Annotated in this window: 23 protein-coding genes and 1 pseudogene; all 24 read right to left on the bottom strand. The window is 41.9% G+C overall.

Going from position 1 to position 24,842, the window contains the following annotated elements:
• Nucleotides 1-288: 288 nt before the first annotated feature.
• Nucleotides 289-1,425: a glycosyltransferase family 4 protein gene (locus M1L52_RS06695; RefSeq protein ID WP_248614158.1), complete on the bottom strand. Its 1,137-nt coding sequence runs from the start codon at nucleotides 1,423-1,425 to the stop codon at nucleotides 289-291.
• Nucleotides 1,422-2,534 carry an acyltransferase family protein gene (locus M1L52_RS06690; RefSeq protein ID WP_248614157.1) on the bottom strand — a complete coding sequence of 371 codons (1,113 nt, stop codon included), beginning with the start codon at nucleotides 2,532-2,534 and terminating at the stop codon, nucleotides 1,422-1,424. Before M1L52_RS06690 ends, M1L52_RS06695 begins: the two co-directional genes overlap by 4 nt.
• A gap of 49 nt (nucleotides 2,535-2,583) precedes the next feature.
• Nucleotides 2,584-3,138 carry a serine O-acetyltransferase gene (locus M1L52_RS06685; RefSeq protein ID WP_248614156.1) on the bottom strand — a complete coding sequence of 185 codons (555 nt, stop codon included), beginning with the start codon at nucleotides 3,136-3,138 and terminating at the stop codon, nucleotides 2,584-2,586.
• A 22-nt stretch (nucleotides 3,139-3,160) separates the two neighbouring features.
• Nucleotides 3,161-4,063 carry an ATP-grasp fold amidoligase family protein gene (locus M1L52_RS06680; RefSeq protein ID WP_248614155.1) on the bottom strand — a complete coding sequence of 301 codons (903 nt, stop codon included), beginning with the start codon at nucleotides 4,061-4,063 and terminating at the stop codon, nucleotides 3,161-3,163.
• Entirely contained in the window at nucleotides 4,060-5,199 is a 1,140-nt protein-coding gene (locus tag M1L52_RS06675) for a sugar-transfer associated ATP-grasp domain-containing protein (protein WP_248614154.1), read from the bottom strand. The genes M1L52_RS06680 and M1L52_RS06675 overlap by 4 nt, the downstream gene beginning before the upstream one ends.
• 14 nt (nucleotides 5,200-5,213) lie before the next feature.
• Nucleotides 5,214-6,329: a glycosyltransferase family 4 protein gene (locus M1L52_RS06670; RefSeq protein ID WP_248614153.1), complete on the bottom strand. Its 1,116-nt coding sequence runs from the start codon at nucleotides 6,327-6,329 to the stop codon at nucleotides 5,214-5,216.
• A 7-nt stretch (nucleotides 6,330-6,336) separates the two neighbouring features.
• The gene (locus tag M1L52_RS06665; RefSeq protein WP_248614152.1) at nucleotides 6,337-7,407 is read right to left on the bottom strand and encodes a polysaccharide pyruvyl transferase family protein; all 1,071 of its coding nucleotides are present in this window, start codon (nucleotides 7,405-7,407) and stop codon (nucleotides 6,337-6,339) included.
• A 3-nt stretch (nucleotides 7,408-7,410) separates the two neighbouring features.
• Nucleotides 7,411-8,733, bottom strand: coding sequence for an O-antigen ligase family protein (locus tag M1L52_RS06660; protein WP_248614151.1), 1,323 nt, complete (start codon nucleotides 8,731-8,733; stop codon nucleotides 7,411-7,413).
• 2 nt (nucleotides 8,734-8,735) lie between these two features.
• On the bottom strand, nucleotides 8,736-9,689 hold the full coding sequence (locus M1L52_RS06655) for a nitroreductase family protein (RefSeq protein ID WP_248614150.1): 954 nt from the start codon (nucleotides 9,687-9,689) through the stop codon (nucleotides 8,736-8,738).
• A gap of 48 nt (nucleotides 9,690-9,737) precedes the next feature.
• Complete coding sequence (locus tag M1L52_RS06650; protein WP_248614149.1) at nucleotides 9,738-10,535, bottom strand: phosphorylcholine transferase LicD; 798 nt, start codon at nucleotides 10,533-10,535, stop codon at nucleotides 9,738-9,740.
• Between the two features lie 50 nt (nucleotides 10,536-10,585).
• Nucleotides 10,586-10,993, bottom strand: a complete 408-nt coding sequence (locus tag M1L52_RS06645; protein WP_248614148.1) for an adenylyltransferase/cytidyltransferase family protein — start codon at nucleotides 10,991-10,993, stop codon at nucleotides 10,586-10,588.
• 3 nt (nucleotides 10,994-10,996) lie between these two features.
• Nucleotides 10,997-12,121, bottom strand: coding sequence for an ATP-grasp domain-containing protein (locus M1L52_RS06640; RefSeq protein WP_248614147.1), 1,125 nt, complete (start codon nucleotides 12,119-12,121; stop codon nucleotides 10,997-10,999).
• Between the two features lie 59 nt (nucleotides 12,122-12,180).
• Nucleotides 12,181-13,425, bottom strand: coding sequence for an ATP-grasp domain-containing protein (locus M1L52_RS06635; protein ID WP_248614146.1), 1,245 nt, complete (start codon nucleotides 13,423-13,425; stop codon nucleotides 12,181-12,183).
• Between the two features lie 5 nt (nucleotides 13,426-13,430).
• Nucleotides 13,431-14,039 (bottom strand): GNAT family N-acetyltransferase, encoded by a 609-nt coding sequence (locus tag M1L52_RS06630; protein WP_248614145.1) that lies wholly within the window; start codon nucleotides 14,037-14,039, stop codon nucleotides 13,431-13,433.
• Nucleotides 14,040-14,062: 23 nt separating this feature from the next.
• Entirely contained in the window at nucleotides 14,063-15,139 is a 1,077-nt protein-coding gene (locus tag M1L52_RS06625) for a sugar-transfer associated ATP-grasp domain-containing protein (protein WP_248614144.1), read from the bottom strand.
• A gap of 2 nt (nucleotides 15,140-15,141) precedes the next feature.
• Nucleotides 15,142-16,287 (bottom strand): CapA family protein, encoded by a 1,146-nt coding sequence (locus tag M1L52_RS06620; protein WP_248614143.1) that lies wholly within the window; start codon nucleotides 16,285-16,287, stop codon nucleotides 15,142-15,144.
• Nucleotides 16,288-16,300: 13 nt separating this feature from the next.
• On the bottom strand, nucleotides 16,301-17,095 hold the full coding sequence (locus tag M1L52_RS06615; protein WP_248614142.1) for a ChbG/HpnK family deacetylase: 795 nt from the start codon (nucleotides 17,093-17,095) through the stop codon (nucleotides 16,301-16,303).
• 26 nt (nucleotides 17,096-17,121) lie between these two features.
• Nucleotides 17,122-17,382 (bottom strand): hypothetical protein, encoded by a 261-nt coding sequence (locus tag M1L52_RS06610; protein ID WP_248614141.1) that lies wholly within the window; start codon nucleotides 17,380-17,382, stop codon nucleotides 17,122-17,124.
• 231 nt (nucleotides 17,383-17,613) lie between these two features.
• Nucleotides 17,614-18,819 (bottom strand): NAD(P)-dependent oxidoreductase, encoded by a 1,206-nt coding sequence (locus tag M1L52_RS06605; RefSeq protein WP_248614140.1) that lies wholly within the window; start codon nucleotides 18,817-18,819, stop codon nucleotides 17,614-17,616.
• 6 nt (nucleotides 18,820-18,825) lie between these two features.
• On the bottom strand, nucleotides 18,826-20,292 hold the full coding sequence (locus M1L52_RS06600; protein ID WP_248614139.1) for a lipopolysaccharide biosynthesis protein: 1,467 nt from the start codon (nucleotides 20,290-20,292) through the stop codon (nucleotides 18,826-18,828).
• Nucleotides 20,292-20,621, bottom strand: coding sequence for a hypothetical protein (locus M1L52_RS06595; protein ID WP_248614138.1), 330 nt, complete (start codon nucleotides 20,619-20,621; stop codon nucleotides 20,292-20,294). Before M1L52_RS06595 ends, M1L52_RS06600 begins: the two co-directional genes overlap by 1 nt.
• 234 nt (nucleotides 20,622-20,855) lie before the next feature.
• Nucleotides 20,856-21,011: pseudogene (locus M1L52_RS06590) on the bottom strand (sugar transferase); the annotation flags it as partial.
• 67 nt (nucleotides 21,012-21,078) lie between these two features.
• Nucleotides 21,079-22,185, bottom strand: a complete 1,107-nt coding sequence (locus tag M1L52_RS06585) for a nucleotidyltransferase family protein (RefSeq protein ID WP_248614137.1) — start codon at nucleotides 22,183-22,185, stop codon at nucleotides 21,079-21,081.
• A 101-nt stretch (nucleotides 22,186-22,286) separates the two neighbouring features.
• Entirely contained in the window at nucleotides 22,287-24,830 is a 2,544-nt protein-coding gene (locus tag M1L52_RS06580) for a GumC family protein (RefSeq protein ID WP_248614136.1), read from the bottom strand.
• Nucleotides 24,831-24,842 lie beyond the last annotated feature (12 nt).

Here is a 24,842-nt window from a genome sequence, read left to right as displayed (position 1 = left end):
TGTACCTTAATTATCGCAACAGCCATTTCCGAAATATCCATTTCGATTGCAAAAATACATCATTCTTTTTTATTCTCCAAATCTTTCATTCACGACTTCTTGCTGAGCATATCAACAAACGAATGATCGTTGCGCCACAAAGTATATTCACTTTTCAAAGCGTTTACTCTCGCTTTAGCCATATTTATGCCATAGAGTTTGGGTATGCCTAAAGTATGCCTAGAAGCAGCATAGAGTATGGGTAAAGTATGGGTAAAACCTCATCTTTATGATTTTTGTGTCACGAAGTCATGATTCTCTTGTCGTATGACACAAACTGAAAAGAGTATTGTATTCCTCTTTCAATCTGTTATAGACAATATCCTCTGTATAGTTACTTTGTATGCGGTGATAGGCTCTTTCTGATTGTTCCTGAATCTTTCCGCTATCTACAACATTTGCAACAATATCGTCAAAGGCTTTTGCCGAAAGCTGCTTAACTATTAACATATCGTCACCAACAATTGCTCGGTTAAAGCCTATATCTGTAGCTACTGGAATTAGTCCCCATGCCATTCCTTCGGTGAGGGCATTGCTATGTCCTTCTCGTGGTTCAGAGGTCGGAAAGATATAAAAGTGCTTGTCGGCAAGATGTTCTTTCAGCCTGTCATGACTGCAGGCAGGATGCATCGTTATCCGGTTGGTAAATTCCGAGGCACTTATACGCCTTTTTATCTCCTCTGCGTATGTGGGTTCTGTACAGTTTCCTACTATGTCAAGATAGATGTTACTGTATTTTGCAGCCAATAGATTGAAGGCATCAACAACGACATCCACATTCTTTCGCTTAGCCACACGCCCGAAATAAAGCAGATTGATGCGGTTGGTTGGCTTACTAGGATATTCTTTGGGACAGAAATCGCGCATGACGCAATTAGGATAGTAAAAGAAATGTTTACCCTGGTCGATGCTGTCTATGAGAGATTTATTTTCCTGCCCCTGGCTGAAGATGTAATCCGCTTGTCTGATGGTAGCAGCAAACCAATGTCTATAACGTTCAGAATCGTTTTGGTAATGAAAGACTGCGCCCCCACCTCGCATCTCATAAACCGTCTGATAGCCCAACAAGTGAGAAATACCGACCAAAATACGCTCAAAGTAGATGGTGCTGCCATAAAATCCAACAATATGAACCAAACTGTTCTTGCGCCGGCCAAATAACAGAATACAGAAAAACTTGACGATATCCCATATCATCAGACAAGAAATAATAATTGTATCCGTCCGCGTATGCTTATACACCCGATTATATTTCTCAATCAAGTGTACATCATATCCAGCCTGCCGCATCATTCCGAGTGTACGGCGGTTGCCTATCTCACCTCCGCCGTATGGCTGGCGGTTCCAGTTACCGAAATTAGCAAAGAAATAGATGCGTGGAGTCATCGGTTTGGGAGTATAATAGACTTTAGTCGGCGAAACAGGTTAATAGATGTCAAAGAGAATCCTATGGCAAATACCATATAACAAATAAATATTAGTATATTGCCTTGCATCTTATATGTGTACATGCCTTTTGGATCACCTTGTTGATAAACCCCTAACAATTCCATAAGACTATTACAAATGAAAAAGCCTACAATATGAAGTGCCATCACATATAAGGACTCTCTACCTATCGATGCTAACAGCTTTCCCACACAGGTCGAAACTATCCGTTTTGCAATATACCCCCACATATACAACAAAGTACACCCCCCAATACACAACTGTAATATATCCTGGTATTTGTTCCTTGCCATCGTAATATGATCCTTTTGCAAGAAAACCACAGAAACAAATATCAAGCTGCTAATAATGAAATAGAAAGTGTTATCGAAAGTCCAATGATAATCCTGATAAACCTTCTTCCCAAGATAAATAAGTGCCATAGCTGTTATGGAAACATTTAATCGGTTGATGGTTAAACCAATAATCTGTGTTAAAACACAACTGGCAATCAAACCTGTAAGCAAGATAATGATAAGTATCTTTTCTCTCTGTTTTTCATCATCAACAAACTTCTTTGTCGTCCAAGCCAATAAACTTAGTCCCGTCATCGCATAAAGCAATGTATAGAGAAACCACATTGCACCCATTGCAAGTTCACCACTTCCTGCACAACAAAGAGCCTTCAATACACCAAGTGCGAAATCTTTCACATCGTAATAGTGAAAAGGCTGTCCGTTGCCAGGGTGGATTTCGCCAAGAGGATACCAGCCAATGTCAACAAATACATTATGTAGCAAGACCGCACAGACATAGATAACTGTTGCTGGAATATAAAGAGTTTTCAATTTAGGTTGCAGAAAGCTTTTAGGATTCACCATGCGCTCACTTTTAATAAAAAAGCCGGCAACGATAAAGAATATAACGACATCCATTCCACCACCTAAGAGTGAATGAACCATCTTCGGAAACAATCCAGATGATGAGTGGAATACGACAATGAGCAACATTGCCCATCCCTTGATGACATCTACATACTCTTGTCTTTTTTCTTGATGAGCTATCATTTGCTTTGGAATATGAACATTAAGTTTTTGTGCATTCAGATCACAATTATCATTCCTTGTATTTTAGAATCTTGGCAGGTACTCCACCTACCACACAATTGTCGGGAACATCCTTGTTAACTACGGCTCCTGCACCTATAGTTACATTGTTGCCTATTGTTACTGGTGCCAAGATTGTCACTCCTGTGCTTATATAACAATTATCACCAATTTTAATATCTTGAAATCCACCTTCAGGAGTCTTCAGACCAAAAAGGACATTGGGAAGTATGGTGCAATTCTTTCCTATATGAGCAAATTTATCGATTCGTCTAAATCCTGGGTGAACCAAAAGTAGCCCTTCGTCAATAGTGTTAGGAAAAAGCATAATTCCAGTCTTTACTCTCAGTCTGCGGAAATTCCACATATACCAAGCGTATGGAATAATATCCAAGAAGTTTCTTTTCTTATTCTTATAGTATTCGTACTTCCTTAGACATTTCACCAATAGGAATGGAAGATAATCGTCAGAACGCCCCAACCATTTTAGAAACATGTTGGGATGCCTCATCAATGCGTCCTCCGTATAAAGAAAACGCTTTAAGTCTTGTCTTGTTTGTATCATTATTCTACAATGTATACATGGATTAAGAAGGCAATTGCAGCCACTCGCCTATCTTGTAATCCCACTCCGCAGGTTCAAAAGGCATAGCACCTCCAAAATGATAGAACGTATATTCTCCAAAATAGACTTTTCCGTTGATTACATATAAATCCATGCGGACATGGGGAAGTCCTTTAGACAATTCCTCTGCAATGCGCTTCATTTCATCAAAGCCTTCAGGCTTTTCGGGAATGACGGGATTCACAGGGTGCTCTTGTTTGAAAGGCAATGGATTGTAGTTCTCATCAAAGAAATTGAAAAAGGGTTCTTCGCGAGTCTGCCGTTCTGTGGCAACAAAAAGCATCTTGCATTTACCGTTGAAGCAGAAGAATTTGTAATCGCGCAGTTCTCCATGTTCGTCTTCCATATACTCTTCTGCAAAGATCATCGGTTCTACGTCCTTATATGGCCATTCGCGAGAAGAATAATAGAGGTTCTGCTTCAATGCAGCATTCATATTTGATACGGCCTTCGCCTTGTCGAAAGAGGATTTATCGCGACAAATCATTATTCCGACATTGCCCCCACCTTGCGTTGTCTTCAACACAAAACGGTCGGGCAATTTGTCCCAATCAATATCTTCTGCATGCTTCCAAACGCCAAGAGTCTTTATCACATGTTCGTCACCTATCTTCTGCGCCACAACATCCTTTACCTTTAGTTTGTCAACCAATGTGGTATAAAAAGGATTGCGGTTGTAAAGCTTCAGCCAGTTTATCTTTTCATTGTATGTGGTAGGTGATGTCAGATTCAGTCTCTTTTTCATACAAAAGAAGTAATACCAACGCAGGTAGGTTTCGTCGTTTCTCACGTATGGCGATAGACGCTCCAGAATCTTAGCGAACGGCTTTAAGGGGTACTTCAATAATTTATATAATTTACTCATAAACAAATAACTTCTTCTATTTCCTTTTGTTTCTTCAGGCAATAGCGCAATATCTCATTAGTAAAATCTCCAAAAGCAGTACCAACTGTATATTGGAAAAGCCATGAAGCGTAACCTTCAATATTAAACTCTATCAAATGAGGATGATTGTCTTTGTCTAATACAATATCTAATGCTAACAGACGATGATGAAGAACATGCTTACCAACTGACTTTGCAAATTCTATAACTTTATACCAGTTAGGATATTGATAATTGTTGGTAAAATCAATATCATTAAAGGTAGATTGTTGCTGTCCATATTGATTGCAGACTTCGTGGCAGAAAGAACCATCTGGATGAATGCCAACAAAACAACCACCAGCATGTGCATTATCAACTACACTTCCTTTCCCTCCAATACGCATTATTGCTCCCGTAACATAGCACTCATTGTCGGAAACGGAACGGTAAACGCTTAATCGCAATGTATTGATTGAAGAAGAATTAAACATACTGATATAATCACTTTGCTGCACTACTTCTTGAATAATCATGTTTGAACCGTAATAATGTTCAATGTATGATAAATCCAATAACGTCTTTGTGCTTGAATCCCTCCACGATTGAGAAGCATCCCGGTCTTTGCAAAAGAGTCTGACATCATGCCCAGACATACCTCCCACACTAGGCTTTATGACAATCTTATCTATTTTTGATTGATTAAGGATTTGAAAAAACACTGATTCCGTCATCTCAATTGGTCGATAAGCTTCATCATAATACGTGCCATTCATTTTACGCAGAACAGTCCGCGGCATGTAACTTTCAGGAAACAGTTTATCAAAAACATTTTTATCTGCATAATAACCTCGGAAACGCATGGGATTTAAAATGGTTTCAATGAAGTCATGACAAATATCTTCGGGTACGATGTTTATATCATTACCAATATAATGACTAAACACCCTATATTGTGTAGGCTTTGCTTTCAGTCCGAATTGTGACCATTTTTCAACCCATTCCTTTTCTCCAACAACCTTTTTATTGGCAATGCCATTTTTGCGCATGATAAGGAGGTAAAACCGTTCAGTTTTAATCTGACGAAAGCGATAAAGCAGATTGCGAGTTATTGATTTTATAGTTTGTTTTTTCATGATGCTATTTCCTCTTAAATGTTTTTATACATTTCAAGATATCTACGAGCTGTAGCTTTTACATCGTAATTGGCGGCAACATGCTCCGCAGCTTTCCTTGCCTTGCCCAGACATTGGTTGTAATTGTTAATAATGTATTCTATCTGATTTGCCAAACTGTCGCTGTCTCCATTGTCGAAGATCCAGCCGTAAAGGTCGTCTTCAGTAACTTCTGCCGGTCCTTGGCCTGCCGAAACCAACACCGGTACATTTGCAGCCATGGCTTCTGCAGCAGTCAGGCCGAAGCCCTCAACACGCGAAGGCTGAACAAAAAGATCATAGTCCTTAAGATGACATTTTATATACTCTTGCGGTTTTAGTCCAAGAAATGACACTTTCCTGCCTAAGCCAAGTTGCCGAACTAATGACTCTAAAAAATCACGAGACTTTCCTTCACCGATGAAATCAATCTTTAACTTATAGCCTTTGACGGTCAATTTACCAGCCGCCTGTATCAGCAGGTCTTGTCCTTTTTCCTCGTGTACGAGACGGCTCACCTGGACTATTTTCAGTTCGCCATCAAACATTCGGTATTCTCTTTTTTTAAAAGTATCCGACAGAATACCATTGCATACAACCGTTGAATCAACCCCGAATTTATTTTTCAAATCTGCGGCAACAGCTTTGCTAATAGAAAAAACTTTATCCACCCGGTTCACATTCATAACATTGCCACCTTTATGCAAGATAAGCCGTTGAAACAAACGTATCAGTCTGAAAGGCGAACAGAAAGAGCCATGAGGAATGGCATGAACAGTCCTGCAAATAATGCATGATTTGTTTCTTGTCCACTTTGAGGGGATGACATCATACAAACTGCCTGTATGAATATGTATCACTTCTGGATTGATGTCAGAAAGAACAGCGTCAAGTTGTTTTATTGAAGAAAAGCTTCTTGTACCTGCCTTTCTCTTCATCAATATAAGATGAACTTCAGAATTAAGCTTATTGACAAGTTCCTCCTTAATACGGTTATTTATTACAATAATATACACCTCAGCACCTTGCATAGCCTGTTCGTTTGCTATGTTGACAAGCATTGTCTCAATGCCACCATATGCTAAGGTCCAATTCAAATGAGCTATTCTCATATCAATATCATTGCTTTTTTGCACTAATCATCGAGATACTACTTCTTAGGAAATCCAAAGAATGATCTCTCAGTTCTTTTATTTTTCCGTCGATATGTTCGTAATCAATCTTCTTAGTATAGATTTTCTCCAAGCAGTCAGACAGCTTATCGTTATCCTCACAGATATGGTCTTCCATGCCAAGCATAGTCAGTAAATTGCGTTGTCGAGTGCCGCGTCCATTTATAGGGATGGTAATGAAATGGCGATGGAACAAGATACAGAACACCATGCAATGGAACGAATGTGACACTACCAGCCGGGCATACCTTATACTATTAAGCCATTGGCGAAGTGGAACAAACATCTTGCGGGTGAATCCTGGAGAACGACGGAAGGAAAGAAGCGAAACAGCCTTCAGACCATGAGACTTGGCGAAATCGGCAAGAATGGCCTGTTCTTTATCATTACGATGGAATGGAAAATAAACAAGACTCTTTGTTTCCTTTTTGCAGTCGTACGTTCCGCAAAGATTGTCGTAAGAAGAAAGTAGGAGGGTTGGATCAACTACTTTTACAGCTTCTATATCAAACACATCGCGGCAGATTTTCACTCCACTTTCCTCCCTCACGCTGACTACATCAAACTTTTTCAATAGACGTCTCACTTCTTCTGTAAGTTCCGGATTGTTCCACACTTCTGTTCCGAAACTTGCAGCGTATGATATTCTTCGGGTACCATCCGGAAGGAAAGAGAAGAAATAGACCAGAGGGTCAAGACGCTGTGTCAATTGAGGACTCCAAACTTGGTCAGACCCTACGATACATAAATCACTCTTTGGCGGATTGTACTTGAGGTCGTCTACGCTCACGTACTTTCGAGTGAATATATCAAGATGTTTCTTTTGGAAGACCTTGAAAAAAAACTTCTCTGGTAGCCTTATTATTCTGGAAATACACGATGCCTTCCTTTCTGGTAACTGAATATCAATTATCTTGACATCGTGCCCCATATCCTGCAATGTCTTACATAAAGCATAGCACTGCAGGTTGGCTCCGAAGTTTGTCTCTTTTGAGAAAGTTAAAATGGATATTTTCATTGATTATTCAGTCTTAACTCTTAATTTAACATTAGAATAGCGTATATATTCTATCAGCAGATAAACATAGAACATCTGCATATTGCCATAGAGGTGGTCATTCTTGAACGAAGTCAACAACAAGAAAATGTAATACAGGAACGCAGCCATAGTCATGTCTGAAATATTTCGGTTCCTGTAAAAGAATGTGCTAATAACCCATGAAAGATATAGTAAGAGTGCAATACCAAAGAAACCAAAGTGCATCAGAGGATTCACCCAGGCAAGGTCTGCAGAAGAGATTTGGCCAATACCTCCTCGATGATTATTGGTCCCTAAGAAGAAATCAAACTGCCGCTGTGTTTTCGGGGAATCTTCATGGCGTGTGCCTAACCCAAACACTGCATTACGAGGATGGTTGATCATATAGTTGAGCCGCTCCGTCAATAAAAGAACACGGAAAGAAAATGTGCCATTCTCATTTGCAAATTCATCGTTGACGGCAGTTTCGTAATCCAAATTAACAACAGCTTTAATGTCCTCAATCGTGGAACGGTTACTTTTGTCGTCTTCAAAACGGGATAAAATGGCTTCACCCGCAAACAGTGAGAATACCAATCCTATCAAACCATATTGCAAAAATCTTCCTCTTTTCTTGGTCATAAGCAGATGCAGACCGACACAAAAGACGTATGCCATCATCACTGCCCGGTGCTGGGTAAGGAATATAGCAATCAAAAACATTAAGACAAGGGCAACACTCTTCCATCTGCTGAAATCTAACCTAATGGTAGCTAAAAGCATAAAGAAATAGGCGAGATAGGGGATGTTGCGATAGCGAGTTTCACTGACGGATGCGTGTTGGAGAATCTTGATTTCAAGAAGTGGTTGCAAATCAAAAAGCACTGTTGAAACTATTGTAATGGAGGCTATTTGCTTCAAAAGACGCTTTATTTCCCATTCTTTCAGTTCCTGAACAAGCCAGAAAGAGAAGACGAGTATATAGGTTCGATAGCTCGCAAGAGCGAATGATAAAATTTCCTCTTTAAGGATAATAGTACGGACAAATTCCAAAGCAAAATAAACTCCAAGAATTGTTGCAACCTTATAAATCTTAATCTGTGGCTTAAAGAATTTTCGATTACCTTTATGTATGTTCAAAAGAGCAACTGCGACCAAATACACCACGGCAAAGTCGGTGTACTTTACAGGACACCAATCCAGACTCAGGAAATGGAAACCACCCGTCAGCAAGAAGAAGAACACGAACGCCCCTCGTCCCTTCCTACCTTTAGCATATTGGACCAGTCCGTATAACAGTATGAATATACAGGCTAATAATATCATCCTTAAACTATTTTGTATATTGTTTCGTGCTCAACTCTTTGGCTGCCTGTAACCATGAATTTCTCTGGTGCTTTGCCAATAGAGATAAATACAGTTGGAATTTCACTCTCTGAATAACCAACAATCTTTTTAAGCTTTTTCTGCTTCTTGATGGAAAGATGAGCATTCAACGTACAAGCACATATCCCATAATAGTGGAGAGCATAGAGCAGGTTCATCGTGAATATACCGGCATCAAGAAACGCAGAAGTCCTGTTGTTGCATTGCCAAAAGCCCATATCTGCAGTAATTAACAGAATTTTATCAGCTTGATCTCCAAACCCTGTGTGCCCTTTATGTAATTCTAAAAGTGCTTTCTTTTTTCCGTCAGTTGATACGACATAAACTTTGATTTCCTGCCGATTACATGCAGAAGGGGCAGTCTGAGCTAGTTGGATGGCGTTGATAATGTCCTCATTAGGGACTATTTCATCAGAGTACCATCGCACAGAATGACGTGAAAGCGCAAATTCCTTGAAATTATCTGTAGGGGTAAAGTAATCGGACTTTGTGGTTTCATAACATAGTTTTGTATCATATAACTTGCTCTTCTGCACTTCCTGTATCCCTTTGATAATATCATCTGGCAACTCAAAAAGATTATCAACATGCAAGTTATAATACTGTTGCAGAATGTCAATCGAGCATTGTATTTCGATATGATTAGGCGAGTAATCCTTGATGTATTTTCTACATCTGTCGATAATACCTCTCACTTTAGGGTATCCAAAACCTAATTTGCGGTTTGGCATGGTGAGGCCCTTTTCCAAGGTGTGATTAGCCATCATCAATTCGGCCAAATTCTCTTTTTGTCCTCGTTTTACAGTACAGCTATACCAAAGATCTTGCCACATCTTTAGGAGTGTTACAGCTAAAAACGGGAGAATATGTTTGGCTACTCTTATTATTTCTATCATGCCTATAAAGTTTTATCGTGTACCTATCATTTAATTCGAATAGTGTAGCTATTTATAATAAGCTGTTATATGATGTCTGCCAATCCTTTTCTCAACAGGCGGCAACTGCATATAATCGCCATAGCATATCCGGAGCCATTTGTCATACTGCCGAATTGCCTTAAAAGTACGTCCTTCGAATTCTACATCAACATATTCTTCGAAAAAGTTGGCAGGATAGGTATCGAAGGGATTGTCGCATGACATGGTGATTCCTACAAGACCAGTGGGGGAAGCGTTGTATTTCTGTGACAGGAAGGAAATCCTTTTCTGAATGAATAATTTGGGAATGGGTAGCATCTTATACAAGAGAATCCTTGCCTTTCCTAAAAAGGACTTTCTGGTATGAAGCATACCTTTCAGATCTGCCTGCTTTATGGCATTGAGAGAAATGAAGAATCGCGTCCACTTTTGCCATCTTAATCTTTCCTTCACATTAATTGGGAAATTGTCGACGACAAAAACATCGACAAACAGACCGTAACTTCGTTTAATCTTATTGAAATAGAAGAAGGTCTGAGAATCATATATCTTTCCCATACCCGTGGCATGATACTTGTTTATGGTTATATCAGAGAAGGGGTAACGCTCTGAATGATACAATGTCTTGAATCGTTCATAGTCGGACCTTGGCATGATAACATCAATATCGTCATCCCAAGGAATGAACCCCTTATGTCTGATTGCCCCAAGCAATGTGCCGTAGGCCAGACTGTATCTTATATTGTTCTTTTCGCAGAAGTCAGCAAAATGAATGAGAATCTCAAAAGGGATTCTTTTATATGCTTCTTTTTCTATTTCTTTCATTTGTCAATGTTTTAATTGTAATTCTTCTCTACCGTGGTCTATATATCATTCTAACGCGTTTTAGAGTATTCGCGCAGCAGTGTGGAAGAGATACCTTCCGTACGCGGGATTACCACGACTTCCTTGCCGTTCTCTTTGCACCATTCAACAGCCCGCTGGAAACCTGCATGTGTCTGGTCGGGTCCTTTTGCAAATACGTCAAATTTAAAGTTTGGCAGGTCCTTGTCCACATCTCTGTATAGAACCACCTCATCGACATAACGGATGGTACTGACCATATACATACGCTCTTCTGTGGTATAAACCATCGGTGTGCCAGGCTTGTATTTCTGTATATATTCACCATCCTGTACTGCCACGACAAGGCGATCGCCCAATTCCTTGGCCCGCTTGAACAGGAGTATGTGGCCAATGTGGAGCATATCATAGACACCAACTGTCAAAATTGTTTTTCCCATTTCTCAAAATAATTGAAGCACTCGTTTCGCTATTCTTTTATAGCTAAATAATTGTTCTCTAAATTGTTTCTCATACTCCTGATAAGGAGCAGCATCTGATTCATCTTTGATAAAGAGAATATCTGCTGTGGCAAGCAGCCTACTGTATTCACGGAACGATATACATCCTTCAGCAAAATCATCCAAGGCCATCTTCTCATTCACAAATGTGGCAGTATGAGTGACCGCTTGCGCCATGCCGTCCGTACTATCTCCACACATCGCTTTCACAAACATGGCTGGCAGATTGACACCAGCTTTCAAGATGGCCATACCAGAACCGCCAATACGAAGGTTCATCTCATCAAAATAGAATACGCCATTGCTCTCGAGGAAATCTATATCGAAGACACCTACGAATCCCATCTGGCGGATGAACTCGGCAAACTTGCCAATCAAGTCCTCAAAGCCAGCTGTGGGCAACACCTCGCCAGCCAAAGCCACACCTCTATGTCTCTTACTTTCTTTAAGAAATTTAATAATGCCAGGTATGATAACAATCGTTCCATCGGAATATCCAAGGACGGCATATTCATGGCTTATGTCAATAAAATCTTCTACGAGAACCTTTGTGATGTCATTCTTATCAGCGATTGCAAGAACAGCCTTTAACTCCTCAGGATTATTACAACGCCGCTGGCATTTCTTTCCAGCTCCAAAGGATGACACAGGTTTGGTAAAACACGGATATTTGATGCCATCTGGAATCTGGAACCCCTCCCGTCCTCTTTCTGCGACCACTGAGCCTGCGGTGTTTAGCCCTACGGATAGCGCCAATGCTTTCTGATGAGCCTTGTCCATCCAATAGGCGATAGATAATTGAGAATCGAGAATTGAGAATTGAGAATTATTATTGATGATGTATGGAACAGCAAAATGTTTTTTGATCTCATCATCATCAATGGCCAGGGCAGAGAAGTCACTCGTTGGGAAAATGATGGGCTTCTGCCCCTCCACCGTACATTTCTCCAAAAGAAGCTTGACCAAGCCTTCCGTCCCTTCTTGCCGATTGAAGTACAAAATGTCATTTACATACTTACTATAGCCATCAATAGGCTTTGTCGGAGCCCCAATATGTATGATTGTCACCTCACAGCCAAGGGAGGCAACTGATCTTATAACACTTAACCTGATGCTATAACCATGCCCTATGACAATAACTCTCTGCATATCCTGTTGCTATTAAAAGAGCTTAAATATTTTTTGACAAGCATAGACAATCTACGTGAGAAATATGTCCTTTGGTATGCTTTCTGGGGTTGTGGGTCATCATCATCTTGAATGAAGTGAATATCTGCTGTCTTCATGTATCGCTGATAGTCATCCAAAGTAATATATCCGTTCGTCCAATCGTCCAAACACATTCGTTCATTAGTATAGATGGCTTCGCCCGTAATATGATTTGTCCAGCTGTCCATATCCCCACCAGAAAAATATTGTACCATCATCGCTGGCAGGTTACATCCCATCTTTGTAATGGCATAGCCAGAACCGCCAAAACGGAGATTCATTTCGCAGAAGTATATCAGATTGCCACTTTTGTAGAAATCGATGTCGAAAACGCCTACGAAACCAATGCTAAGAACCAACTGCTTGAATTTATATATTACCTCTTCAAAACCATTAACAGGCATCACCTTACCTTGAAGCGCTATACCTTTGTTCTTCTTTGAGATAACCAAAAGTAGCATCATACCGGGTATCACGACCTCCTTCCCATTGGAGAAGCCAAGTAGTGCATATTCAGTTTCTATCTCTTTGTATTCTTCAACTAACACATTACCTGTTCTGGTCCTTGTCGTAATATATTCGTTGAGCGCTTTTTTCAGTTCAGTTTCATTGTCACAACGATGCATGCCACCTTTCCCTCCATTCATCGTGGCCAACGGTTTCGTATAGCAAGGGTAAGCTACGCAATCGGGAATGACGTATTCTCCATCTTTGATGTTAATCACTATGCCGTCAGCGATGTTCAGTCCCACGCTTCGAGCCATGTCCTTCTGGTGAATCTTATCCATCCAGTATGCAATAGAGCCAGAACCATTGCAAATGTGAGGGAAACAGAAGTGTTCAGCCAAGCGATTTCGATAGTTGTCAATAGTAGCTACGGTATCATCACTGTCGGGAAACAACACGACCTTTTGCTGAGAATCTGTACAATGTTCTAATAGTATTCTAATTAGCTCCTCCTTATCCTTTCGCAGACAATAATAGACGTGGCTGACGTATTTGCTGTAGCAGTCAATGGGCTTTTTATTATTGAGTGTTTTCCCGTCTCGTTTAGAACCCGTCATCACAATGACACTCACTTCACAGCCGATTTGCGCTACAGAACGGATGATGCTCAGTCGCGAAGAATAGCTGTGGCCTATGATGACAACCTTTTGTCTCATTCTGATTATATTCCAAAACGCTTTACCCGTCCCTTTCCTGGAACCATTTTATAACGAGTTTTCTGCTTGAATTTTGACAGAAGAAACCTCATTTTGATATACCATGAGGAATAAGGACAACCATCTAACCATTTAGCACGGACTATATTGAAATGATCTTTGTATGCTTTGCATTCAACAAAATGATAACCTTCTTGCTTTGATATTTTTAGCATTCTGGCATTTTTCTCATTTGTATCTCTCGTAATAACGAAAATTCCCATATTTATAGCAGTAGTCTCTGCGACTTTATACAATGAACGATATATTCCTTTACCGCTATAATTGGGAAGTACTGCCCCAAAACAGAGATAACCATAAGATCCCTTATTATACCATTTGTTCCCTTTTTTTATTATTAATGCTAAAGTACCTATTACATTTTGCCCATCTATTGCAACATACATTTTGCCATTATTCTCTATCCTTTTTTTTATTTCTTCACCAGAAAGTGAAGGGTATGACATGATAATACCTTTCTCTCTATTATTTGCGTGAGCTTCCCATACCACCTCATGGATTTCGTCCCACGACACCCATTCGGGCTTTTCAATTATTTGAAATCTATCTGACATAATAAATGACATAATAAAAAAAGTCAATCTGGGAACCAAGTGTTAGGTCTTGGCCATAACTCACGGATTATTCTTTCAGTATATTCGCCCATACCAGACTTAAACGCCGATTGGCTCAAGCCTGGATTAGTGTTAAATTCAATAAGCACGGGGGCTCCATCTTCCTGAATGGCCACATCCCATCCAACGATATTGAAGAAAGGCAGCTTTAAATGGAGGCGTTTAACAAATTCAATTGCCTTATCGTACGAGGGAAGCTGGTAGCCATCCAACGTTATACCTGTATCGGTCTTGACAATGTTATCCTCGGTATAGCCGCCGAAGGCCTCCTTACCAAGCTTTCCATCTTTTGAAATAGTGGTGCTAATACCTCCTGCACACTGGTTATCAACTATAGCCCCACTGCGGCCAATGCGCACAACGGAATAAATGATTAGCACTTCCATCCCTGAGCGGTAGGACAAGACTCGAATGGTATTGACTGATGTTGGATTCAATGCGGCCATCTTTTCATGCTGGCGAACCCACTCCTGTACCAGAAAATTCTGTTTATACTCTTTAAAAAGCTGGGGGACGGTTTTTCCTTTTATATCCGTAATACCATCCTTAGACGAAAACATCTGCACACCACTACCATGCGATTCGCGCGACGGTTTGATGATTACTTTCTCCAAGTTCCCACAAAGTCTTACAGCTTCTTCTTCGGATACGGGCTGTCCCTCAAAAAAGTAGTAGCCGTTCATGTTTTTGAGGATGGAATGAGCGATATTCTCACCAGGAAATAAAAAGTCGCACATATTCTTGTCGCCAAAAGCCCCTTGAAGCTTATGAACATTTGCTCTTGGAACCAATTCGCAATGATAGAAATTGTTAGGGATATATTCTTTTGTAAATACCCCTGTACGTGAATAAAAGTACTCATGGCAATAAAGAGGTACTTTTCTTCCTATCATACTGATGTAAAAATCGTCCACCTCCTTTATCTGTTCCTTAGTAAGCTTGCGGCGATTCTTCAGGTCTTTGAAGTTCTTGGTGATACGCACCTCCCACTTCTTCATCTCACGTTTCTTGGCGAGTTTTCTTTTTAGTTTTTCAAACATGTTTATTTGCTGTTATTTCGATGTAAAGTCTGCATAAGTAAGTCTCTTCTTGCATCATGCGTAAGTAAGCGTAGCAACCTATAATCGTTTATAATATCCTTTCCTTTTAGCTTGCTTATCCAATATTTCAACAACAATCCTGAGCATTCCTTTAGGGTTTGGGGATGAAACACTCTATCAATGATAGACAGTTCTTTTTGACCGAGTGTCGTACATATCTTGTTTAGATAGTTGTCATACGCATCTTTATCAGCAAGATAACGGCACAATTGTCTATTATGTTCAATCCTCTCTTTATCAGAGTCTATTATGAGTCTGACATTGTCAACATTGCGAGTGTTCAACACTTCCCATTTGATGCTATTCTTTTCAATGGTCATCAACACACAAAGTCCTTCGTACCAATGAGGGCGGTTTGCTCTGAACTCGTAGTTTTCTTTGCTGTTGAATAGAAAATTGCCAAGGCTATAGAAGATGGGCTTATCTTTATATGTTTCCCAACCTTGCGGACAATGCGGATGAGTGCCTATCACACCATCTGCGCCATAGTCTATAAAGTCACGATAGCGAGCAATGGTTTCTGGCAATGGAATATCGATATATTCAATACCATCATGAGGCAGAACAAACAAATAATCCACTTCGTTTTTCGCTTCTATGATGACATGGTTCACTTTCAAATCATAGATATAAGCACAACCCAACCCTTCGTGGTTCATCACATTATTAAACACACCTGTATAGGCTGCGAACGACAACGACAGAAATCCTATCTTTAATCCGTTTGTCTCACAGACCTTGATTCTATATGCTTCCTCGTATGTTCCTGCGCCAAACGATTGGTTCTCTAATGCATCTTTTGTTTTCTTGAACCCATTCTCACCCCAGTCAAAAGCATGATTATTTGCTAATTGGAAAAGATTAAAGCCTAAACTACGTAGAAAATTTGGTGCATCATCGTTTTGGAAGAACCGTTCCCTTTTCTGAGGCGGTAATTCCACATTTGGCTTAAGTGGGACTTCAAAGTTCACAACCTTCAAGTCACACGACTGTATCAGACTTTTCAATTCGTCCGAAACCGTAATCTTTGATGTGGATGGCTTGGAACAGAAATCTCCTGCAAAAAAAATTCTAATTTGCTTATTCATCAATTATCTATCTTTAAATGATATCCTCCCACGACAAGAATTCAACACTACCTAACTCTTTTAGCATTTGGATCTGCTTCATCATTGGCTGACGATCGTGCTTGAGATAAGATGGACTGTCATCTAAGAATACACCATCCTTATAATTCGGATGACAATATAATTCAACGACATTATACTGCTTAAAGGAATCTCTTTTTGAGAGGAAATAATCGATATTTGTCGCTGGTATAGATTTTACTAAATGATTCCAACTTAAAAATCTATAAATTTTGAATCTTCGTTTGTTCATTTGATGTAATCCCCAATATCGAACGGACTCAATCTTGTATTTTCGTGTAAAAAGGTTTAAGGCAACGGCTACCGACCATGTCAGATTATACCATAAATGAAAGTCCACATGCTTATAGTCAGCCTTTCCTTCAGTAACTTCATTGAATTTCTTATACTGTGCAACCAACTCATCATAGACTAGCCTCCATTTTCTGATGCTGGTAAGTTCTTTTGGCAATCCATGATACTTCAAAAACTTCTGATTTTTGCAGAAAAATGGGTCTTTTCTCATCGCCTCAGTCAGGGGAGCATCTTCGGAACCTTCTTGCAGTTGGTTGGCAGATAAGTTGAAATGGAGGTGCAACTTGTCCATATACTTCCCCGCTTTAGCAAGTTCTATGGCCTCAGGTAGATATTTTCCTGTAACAATCAGTCCGGCAGAACGAATCATACCTTGTGCAAAGGAGTCATTAATAGCTTGATTTCGTCCCGGACTTTTTCCGAAATCATCAGCATTGATTATTATTCGAACCATAAAATGCTTATGTTTAGACTACTTATTTAAAACTTCATTAAATAACCCATTCCTCCATGGACGGCTTGAATCAAAGTGATTTCCCATCTGTCATTTCCCTCAATAACCATAGGGCCTTGTGGCGTAATGGCAATATCCCACCCAATTGATTTAGGTTTAAGAATGCTCTTATCCATCAGCCTTCCAGTTTTTGCATCAATTCCAACAAAGACTCCTCCAAAAGCCCAATTATCAACAATACTTCCTTCTCGTCCGATTCTAACCCCAGGGCCAAATGGTATTACCATCTTTATCCATGACTGTTTGAAGCTTCAACATATCCGTATTTCCATTTATAATGCGACTGATCCTTCAAAATCTGAAAAGATGTTTTATGCGTGCATTCCGGATAATAGGAAACATGATTAACATATTCAGATCTATGCCAAATCATGGACAAACATCCACGAGACCTTTTCAAGTATTTGAATACCGTTTTATACAATTTCTTAAAATTTTAAATTTTCAGCCCCCTATAATCAGTTTTCAGCAAATTCTTTCAGATAGTCAAATCTCGGAGTCAGTTGCCCGTTTTTCAAAATCGTTGAGCGGCTAATCACATCGGAATGCACTCCACTAAGCAAGGGCTTGAATACGTATTCTGTCAACATCTCACCGAAATACTCACTGGCATCGATTGCCAGAGCATTGGGACAAGTGTCAACAGCCATAACCGTAATATGATTCTTAGACGAGAAGGGCAACTCCTCCTTATAAGTAACGGGATTGAAGTCATAATACGACTCGGCATGGGTAGTCGGTCTGATAGTAGACTTTATACTTCCACAAATGTCACAGGTGATGTCGCCAATCATCTTGATAGGAAGATCATATTTCTGAAAATCTTCCTGCTCCAAATAAACGGGAGCCTTAGGATCCCAGAAATGACAAGAAATTAAGATGTCAGTATGCTTAGCAAATTTTATAAAATCGCTCTCATAATTCTCAGGATTGCTGCGGAAATCACCACGGTTGAATGGTTTTCCGTCTTTCCGTTTTACTAGTTCATTGACAGATGCTCGGTAAAAAGATAGCGTGTTTACTGGCTCATCACTCATAAACTGCTCGTAGGTCAGTTCCTGAGCACGGCATTCGCGCATCACGTATGTAGCGCCCTGAGCCACTCGTCCATTTCCTGTAATCAGAATCTTCACCTTTGGCAACTGTGCTGTTGCTAATATAGTCCGCATCTGAGTCAATGTGAACTTACGGTCTGGTTGGGGTAGTGAATGACGACCATCATGGAGAAAATAGCCTCGCAAGGTGTAATATACACCGACTACACCAGCCCACCAACCGAAGGCACAAACACGCTCACCATTCTCATCTACAAGATATTCATAGTCAGAGAAAGTGAGGTTCTTAGCCAACATAGCCTGAAGCAACGGGCGATTATATTCCTGCATTTTAGCTATATGACCAAAGAAAAAATAATGCTTGTCAGGTATCAGTGTGTCTATCTTAGCTTCTTTGATGCCAACAAGGATGTCAGCATCGCTGATATCGTCCTGCACCTGGACACCTTCTGCACGATATTCGTCATCAGAAAAAGCACGGATAGCACTGGACTGAACTACAATTCTGTGCTGAGGATACAGTTTGTTCAATTCTGCCACTTGCTTTGGAGTAAGTGCCACGCGATTATCCACAGGATTCTTGGTTTCTTTGATTAAAGCTATTTTCATCGTATTTTAGACTTTCTTCTTCCAGATTTTAAGCTTTGATGGAATAATAGTTAGGAAATAGGTGTATGCTTCCGGCTTAAATACAAAAGACCAACCTAAATAAATAATCACATAGATGGTGAATTTTACGATGCCATCGGGATACATGTCCAAATGCAACAGATAGCCAACGCCAAAACTGACTAATGCAGCAAATAATGAAACTATCGTGACGGGTAAGATGTCCACAATCTGCTTGTACCATTTGTATCCAATATATTTTGAGACCAGACTGATATTGACAAACCAAGAGAACCAATAATTAAAAACAACACCCGCCAAAAGCCCTTTCATGCCAAAACATACCAATCCAGACACAACTATTCCTATGCCAACAATTCGCTTAAATATCGTCCATAGAAACATCTCTTTGCTTTTTCCAATAGCAGCAATGGATTGCAAATTGACAGACTGCAAACAACCAGCCAGCCCTGCTATACACAATACTTGAAAATACGGGACACTTTGTAGCCATCGGTCGGAATAAAGAAAGACGAAGATAGGTTTAGCGCAAAGCAAAAGAATGAACATCAATGGAAATGTAACATAAGAGAGTGTCATCGTAATGCGACAAATCATGTTGGTCAGTTTTTCCTTTTCATCCTGTGCTTCGGCGTAAAGCGGATAAGTCACTTGGGTCATAACTCCACTGATGGAAGTGGAGGCCAGTCTTTCAGTTCCGTCTGCCTTGGAATAATAGCCCATAGTGGATGCATTGTAAAACTTGCCAATCAGCAGCCCCTGCAATTGTTGCCCGAAACGGTTGACCAAATGGGTCAGGAACATATAGATGCCAAAACTAAACAGTTCCCGAAATGACTTGACAGAAAAAGTCCAAATGGGCCTCCACTTGATGTAAAACCAGAATATGAGGGCAGGAATGGCGGCAGTAATAATATTCTGGGTTACCAACGCCCAGACGCCGAAGCCATGATAGGCCATGAGAATGGTTATAATCAGGGCAGAAATGGACGTTGTAACGGTTACGATGGACAAAACTTTGAAGTTCAGTTTCTTGCGCAACTGGTTCTTTTGGATGACGTTGAAGGCATAAATAAACAATATCACACCCTGCACTCGAAGAACATCACATAGGAGCGAAATATCGTAGAATCGCGCAATAGCAGGGGCACTGACATACAGGACGGCATAAAGCAGCACTGACATGCCGACATTGAACCAAAAGATGGTACTATAGTCCTCTTGTGTAGGACGCTTCTTCTGTATCAGGGCGGAACCAAAGCCACCATCGATAAATGCTTCGGCCAACACCATAAATATCATCAGCATACCGATGCAACCATAGTCAAATGGTGTGAGCAGGCGCGCCAAGATGATGCCGGAGATAAAACGGATAATCATTGTAGAATATTTCTGCAACGCCGTCCAAATCATGCCTGCGGCAGCTTTCTTTTTAAGATTCTTCTGCGACATTATGATTGTATTAACTTGCTGTCATCATTATTCCTTTCTCCACCGCTCCATCTGACACTCTTGGTGTTTGGTGTTTCTTTGTCAAATGTTATTGAAACATGATCTGGCATCGACGTGTGAGATACTGTATGTAGAACTGCCGTTGCAGGGGCGTGAGAAATAGCCTGGTCGTCGATTTCTGCACCATTGATGCTGCCATATAACTCGCACCACAGGCAGTCAATCAACGTGCTACCTGAACGGAGCCCTTCCTTGTACGCATCCAAATCGTGCTGCAAATAGGCTGGCAAACCACATTCCCAAGCCTTTTGACGTTGTATCTTGTTCATCTTTTATCTTTCTCTTATCTCTCTATGGAGACACGGGGATAGGTTCCTGTCATCAAAATCGCATTTCTGAGCGTTTACTCTCACTTTAGCCATACTCGTGCCATACTGTTTGAGTATGCCTAGAGTATGCTTAGAGTATGGCTAGAAGCAGCTTTGAGTATGGCTAGAGTATAGCTAAAGTAATGTTTACATCACATTTTGTGGAAGCGCACAGGGCCTATATTGCGCAAACTGTTCACGGGTCTCACCGCGAAAACCGGTTACCTGAGCCCAGCCTGTGATGCCAGGCTTGACAAAGTGGCGCACCATGTACTTACCTATCAGCTTGTCGTATTGTTCAGTATGAGCCAGCATGTGAGGCCGTGGGCCCACGATACTCATATCGCCAAGGGAAGGCAATTGTGTGCTCGGCTTTGTCGCTTCGCTCGTCGAAGAATTATGAATTGTGAATTGTGAATTAAGAATTAATTCTACGGTGCAGTTGGCGCCAAAAGAAATGCCACCAACGGAATATTGGTTCCCAAAGGCACTCGGAGGGAAATATTTTCAGCAGTCTCCAGTCTCGCTTCAATCGCAGCATGTTCTTTCTCCATGGTGTGTTTGCCTGTATTGACTGCGGATCATACTGACCGAAGTTTCCTCCATAGAGAATCTCGTTCATCAGGAAAATGCCGCGCTGCTCGTCTGGCGGAACAAGCAAATATCGCTTTGGCATGGCGAACAGTTGCCTCATCACAAACATGACTGCAGCCGTTATATCATAAAGGCCAAACTGTCGCAGCAATTGCACGTCATGCTGCCGTTCTTCTTCTGTGAAGCCCTGCCTCAACAGGAAATAGTAGTCCATCATCTGTCGCATGCCAATACCCTCGTGTATCACATGGTTCATGATATGTACCATCAGAAATATGCGGTTAAAGGCATTGGTTGGTACGCTCACCACTCCAGCGCCATTTAGCAGTTCCACACGGTGTTCCCGCTGTGTGGCTGCCTCGCTAAGAAACCACTGCTGCAGTCGTCTGTTGTAAATGAGATTATTGAGGAATGCCGGCCGATAGTGCAGTTCTACCTCTATGCCGTCGCATTTCACATACTCCACATGGTGATAGCACGCAAAGGCATCGGGCTGAGCCTTTCGTGCAAAGGCTATTACCTGCTTTGGCGGAGCCATCACCCACACATCGATGTCACCCGGCACACGAGCTGTCGGGTCTGGATAGGTAAGGGCTATGCCCTGCCCTTTCAGTATGCAACAAGGCAACCCAGCCTCCTCCATCATGGCAGCTACCTTGACGCATGCTGTGTCAACCCTTCTGTTGAGCATTGCAATCTTATCACTCAACATCATGGCAGCCATGTTTATCTTTCGCGGTGGGCGTTGCTCTTCCGGCATCATACGTATGCCACGCTCAACCACGCCTTGTACGGCCTGTTTCTTGGCTATCCTCATCATCTGTTGCCACTCTTGTTCGCCGTCAACATCCGGCATAGGCCGCTGACCCTCTTTGGTCTTCAGTCCCATACCACAACGCAACAGAATGACAAAATTCCTAATTGAGGTCATCGGTCACCATTAAATTTTTCTCTCATTATATTCCACAGAAACAGCGGGTTGCCTATCAAATAGCGTCGCCACATGCGTCTTGGCTCCATATCTCTAAATGGTCATCTCTTTATACTGCCATCATTTTTGTCGCCGTAATGGGAGGATGCATAGTTGCCGTAACCATAACTGCCATAGCCATAGCGACCATATTTTCCGTAACGGCCATATTTTCCGTAACGGCCGTAGCCATAATAGTAACCGTACTTCCTCTTCGACATGTCGACTCCATTAAGAACTACGCAGGCATTGGGTAGTTTTTCTTCCTGAGCCAGAGAGTCGAGCAGTGAGACATTCGCCTTTGGCGTATAGTCAGCACGGCAGACGAAGCAGCAAACATTGGCATAGTGGGCCAGTAACAGGGTGTCGGTAACCAGTCCTACGGGAGCAGTATCGAGAATGATATAGTCGTACTCCTCGCTGAGCAGGTCGAGCACCTCCTTCAGAGTCTTTCTGCTCAATAGCTCCGTAGGATTCGGAGGAATAGGACCCGACAGCAGGAGGTCAAGCCCAGGGTGCACTCCAGAGTTGCATGATTCGTTGTGCAGGAGTTCTGCAGTGACATGCTCTGACCTGAGCAGGTTGGTGAGGCCCTGTTTTAAGTTTGACATACCAAACAGGCGTCCGAGTGCAGGCTTACGTATGTCGCATCCCACAAGCATCACCCTCTTGCCGAGCAGTGCAAACGACACAGCGAGGTTGGCAGCGAGGAACGTCTTGCCTTCGCCAGAGATGCTCGAGGTGAAGAGGATGATTTTTTCGTTCTCTGCCATCATAAACTGCACATTGGTGCGCAGTGCTCGGAACACCTCGTCAATCTGACTGTTCTTGTCGGCCTGTACCACGATACCCGCAGCAGTCTTCACACTTTCGCTAGCTATGGGTACATCAGCTACAATAGGCACCTTGGTCAGCGAGGCGACATCCTCGCGGCCCTCTATGCGGTAGCGTAGCAATTCTATGACAAACAAGATGACAAACGGGATGAGCAGACCTATAATGAAGGCTGTTCCAAGAATCATGCCCTTCCGAGGGCTTACCTGTCCCATGTACAGAGGCATGGCTATGAGCTTTCCCTTGTCAGCCGTAGCTGCGAGTGAAATGCTGTTTTCCTCACGCTTCTGTAGCAGCAGTAAATAGAGCCCTGAGCGCACTTCCTGCTGACGGCCAATCTGGTTGAGCACACGTTCCTGCTCCGGCGTGCTGCCGATGCGACTTTGGTACTTGCCATACTGCCCCTGGATGGAGCTGCGTTGCAGTTCGGCGGAATGGCGGGCCTGTGCGAAAGCCTGACGGATAGAAATCTCCATGTCGTCAAGTGTCTTGGTAAGCGACTGCACCTGTGGCGACTGCTCACTGGCACTTCGCATCAGTCGGTTGCGCTCCTGTACAGTTTTGTTGTAGTCGGCTATCAGTTGCGTTGATGCCCTGTCGTCCATGCCGATATTGGCCGGTATCAGTTTATAGCGGTTTTCGGAGTTGTCAACATATTGTCGCAGATAGTCGAGCAGTTGCAGTTGTGTGTTGATGTCTGCCAGACGGGCTGCATACTGAGCTGAGAGCTGCAGTGACTGTGCTGCATCCGCCTCTAATTGGGTCACTGCGTTGCGTTTTTTGTAGTTCTCCAAAGAGTTCTCCGTCGTTCCCAGTTCAGCATCAATCTTCTCTAAGCGTTGGTTGATGAACTCCTCCGTCTTCCTTGCCACTTCGTTTTTGTCAATATTGGCCTGGTCGTTATAGCACAGCACAAGCATATTGATAAAGTCGATGCCACGTTTGACGTTCTCGTCGTTGACAACAATGGAAGCAATCGAGGTTTCCTTCGATGTCGGTGCCACGCCCATCCGTCCCATATATCCGAGTGCCACCACCATGGGCGGACGTATAGTGACATGGAGCGCGAATCCCTTATTGAAACGGTCTTCTTTGTATGTATTATACTTTGGGTTGCTCATGAAAGAGATTGTACCGTAATCTGTCTTGACTGATGTGCCAAGCGAATCTATGTCTTCACCGTACTCCTTCATGACTTTCCCATTGTAAACCAGCCCAATGTCGGCATGATAGCCCTCTCCTTTCTTTGTGATAGCCATCTGTATGGAACGGATGCCCTCCAGCATATAGTAGTCCAACGAGTCGAGTGACATTGGGTCGATATCTACGCTGACCGGCTGGTTGGCATAGAGCAGCTGTTTCTGTATGTGCCCATCGAGCCGATACTCCGTATAGAGTTTCAGGCGCTTCACGGCATCAAGCACCGTTACCGGCGACTGCAGTATCTCTAACTCATTATCGAAACCGCTGGAGTTGTTCATGATACCGAAATCTTCCATGTTCGGAAGAATCTGCCTGACCGAAGTCCTCGAATTCTTGTTCTCATCCTTTACCAACATCCTGGCCGACACCTGATAGATGGGTTGGGCATAGCGCAAATAGATGTAGGCAGTACTCATGCAGATCACTAAAGAAAGCACATACCACTGCCAGTTCAGCACCACGTGGGCAAATACTTTCTGGAAGCTAAAACTCGCTCCTTTTCTCTCGTCGCCTATAAGGTCTTTCAGGTCGTCGAGGTCTTCCAAATCAATTTCTACTTTGTCTGACATAATGATATGATT

The organism is Prevotella sp. E13-27 (assembly GCF_023217965.1).
Taxonomy (GTDB): Bacteria; Bacteroidota; Bacteroidia; order Bacteroidales; family Bacteroidaceae; genus Prevotella.
Note: the sequence above shows the minus strand (reverse complement) of the source record. Positions and strands in the feature narration are given on the sequence as shown.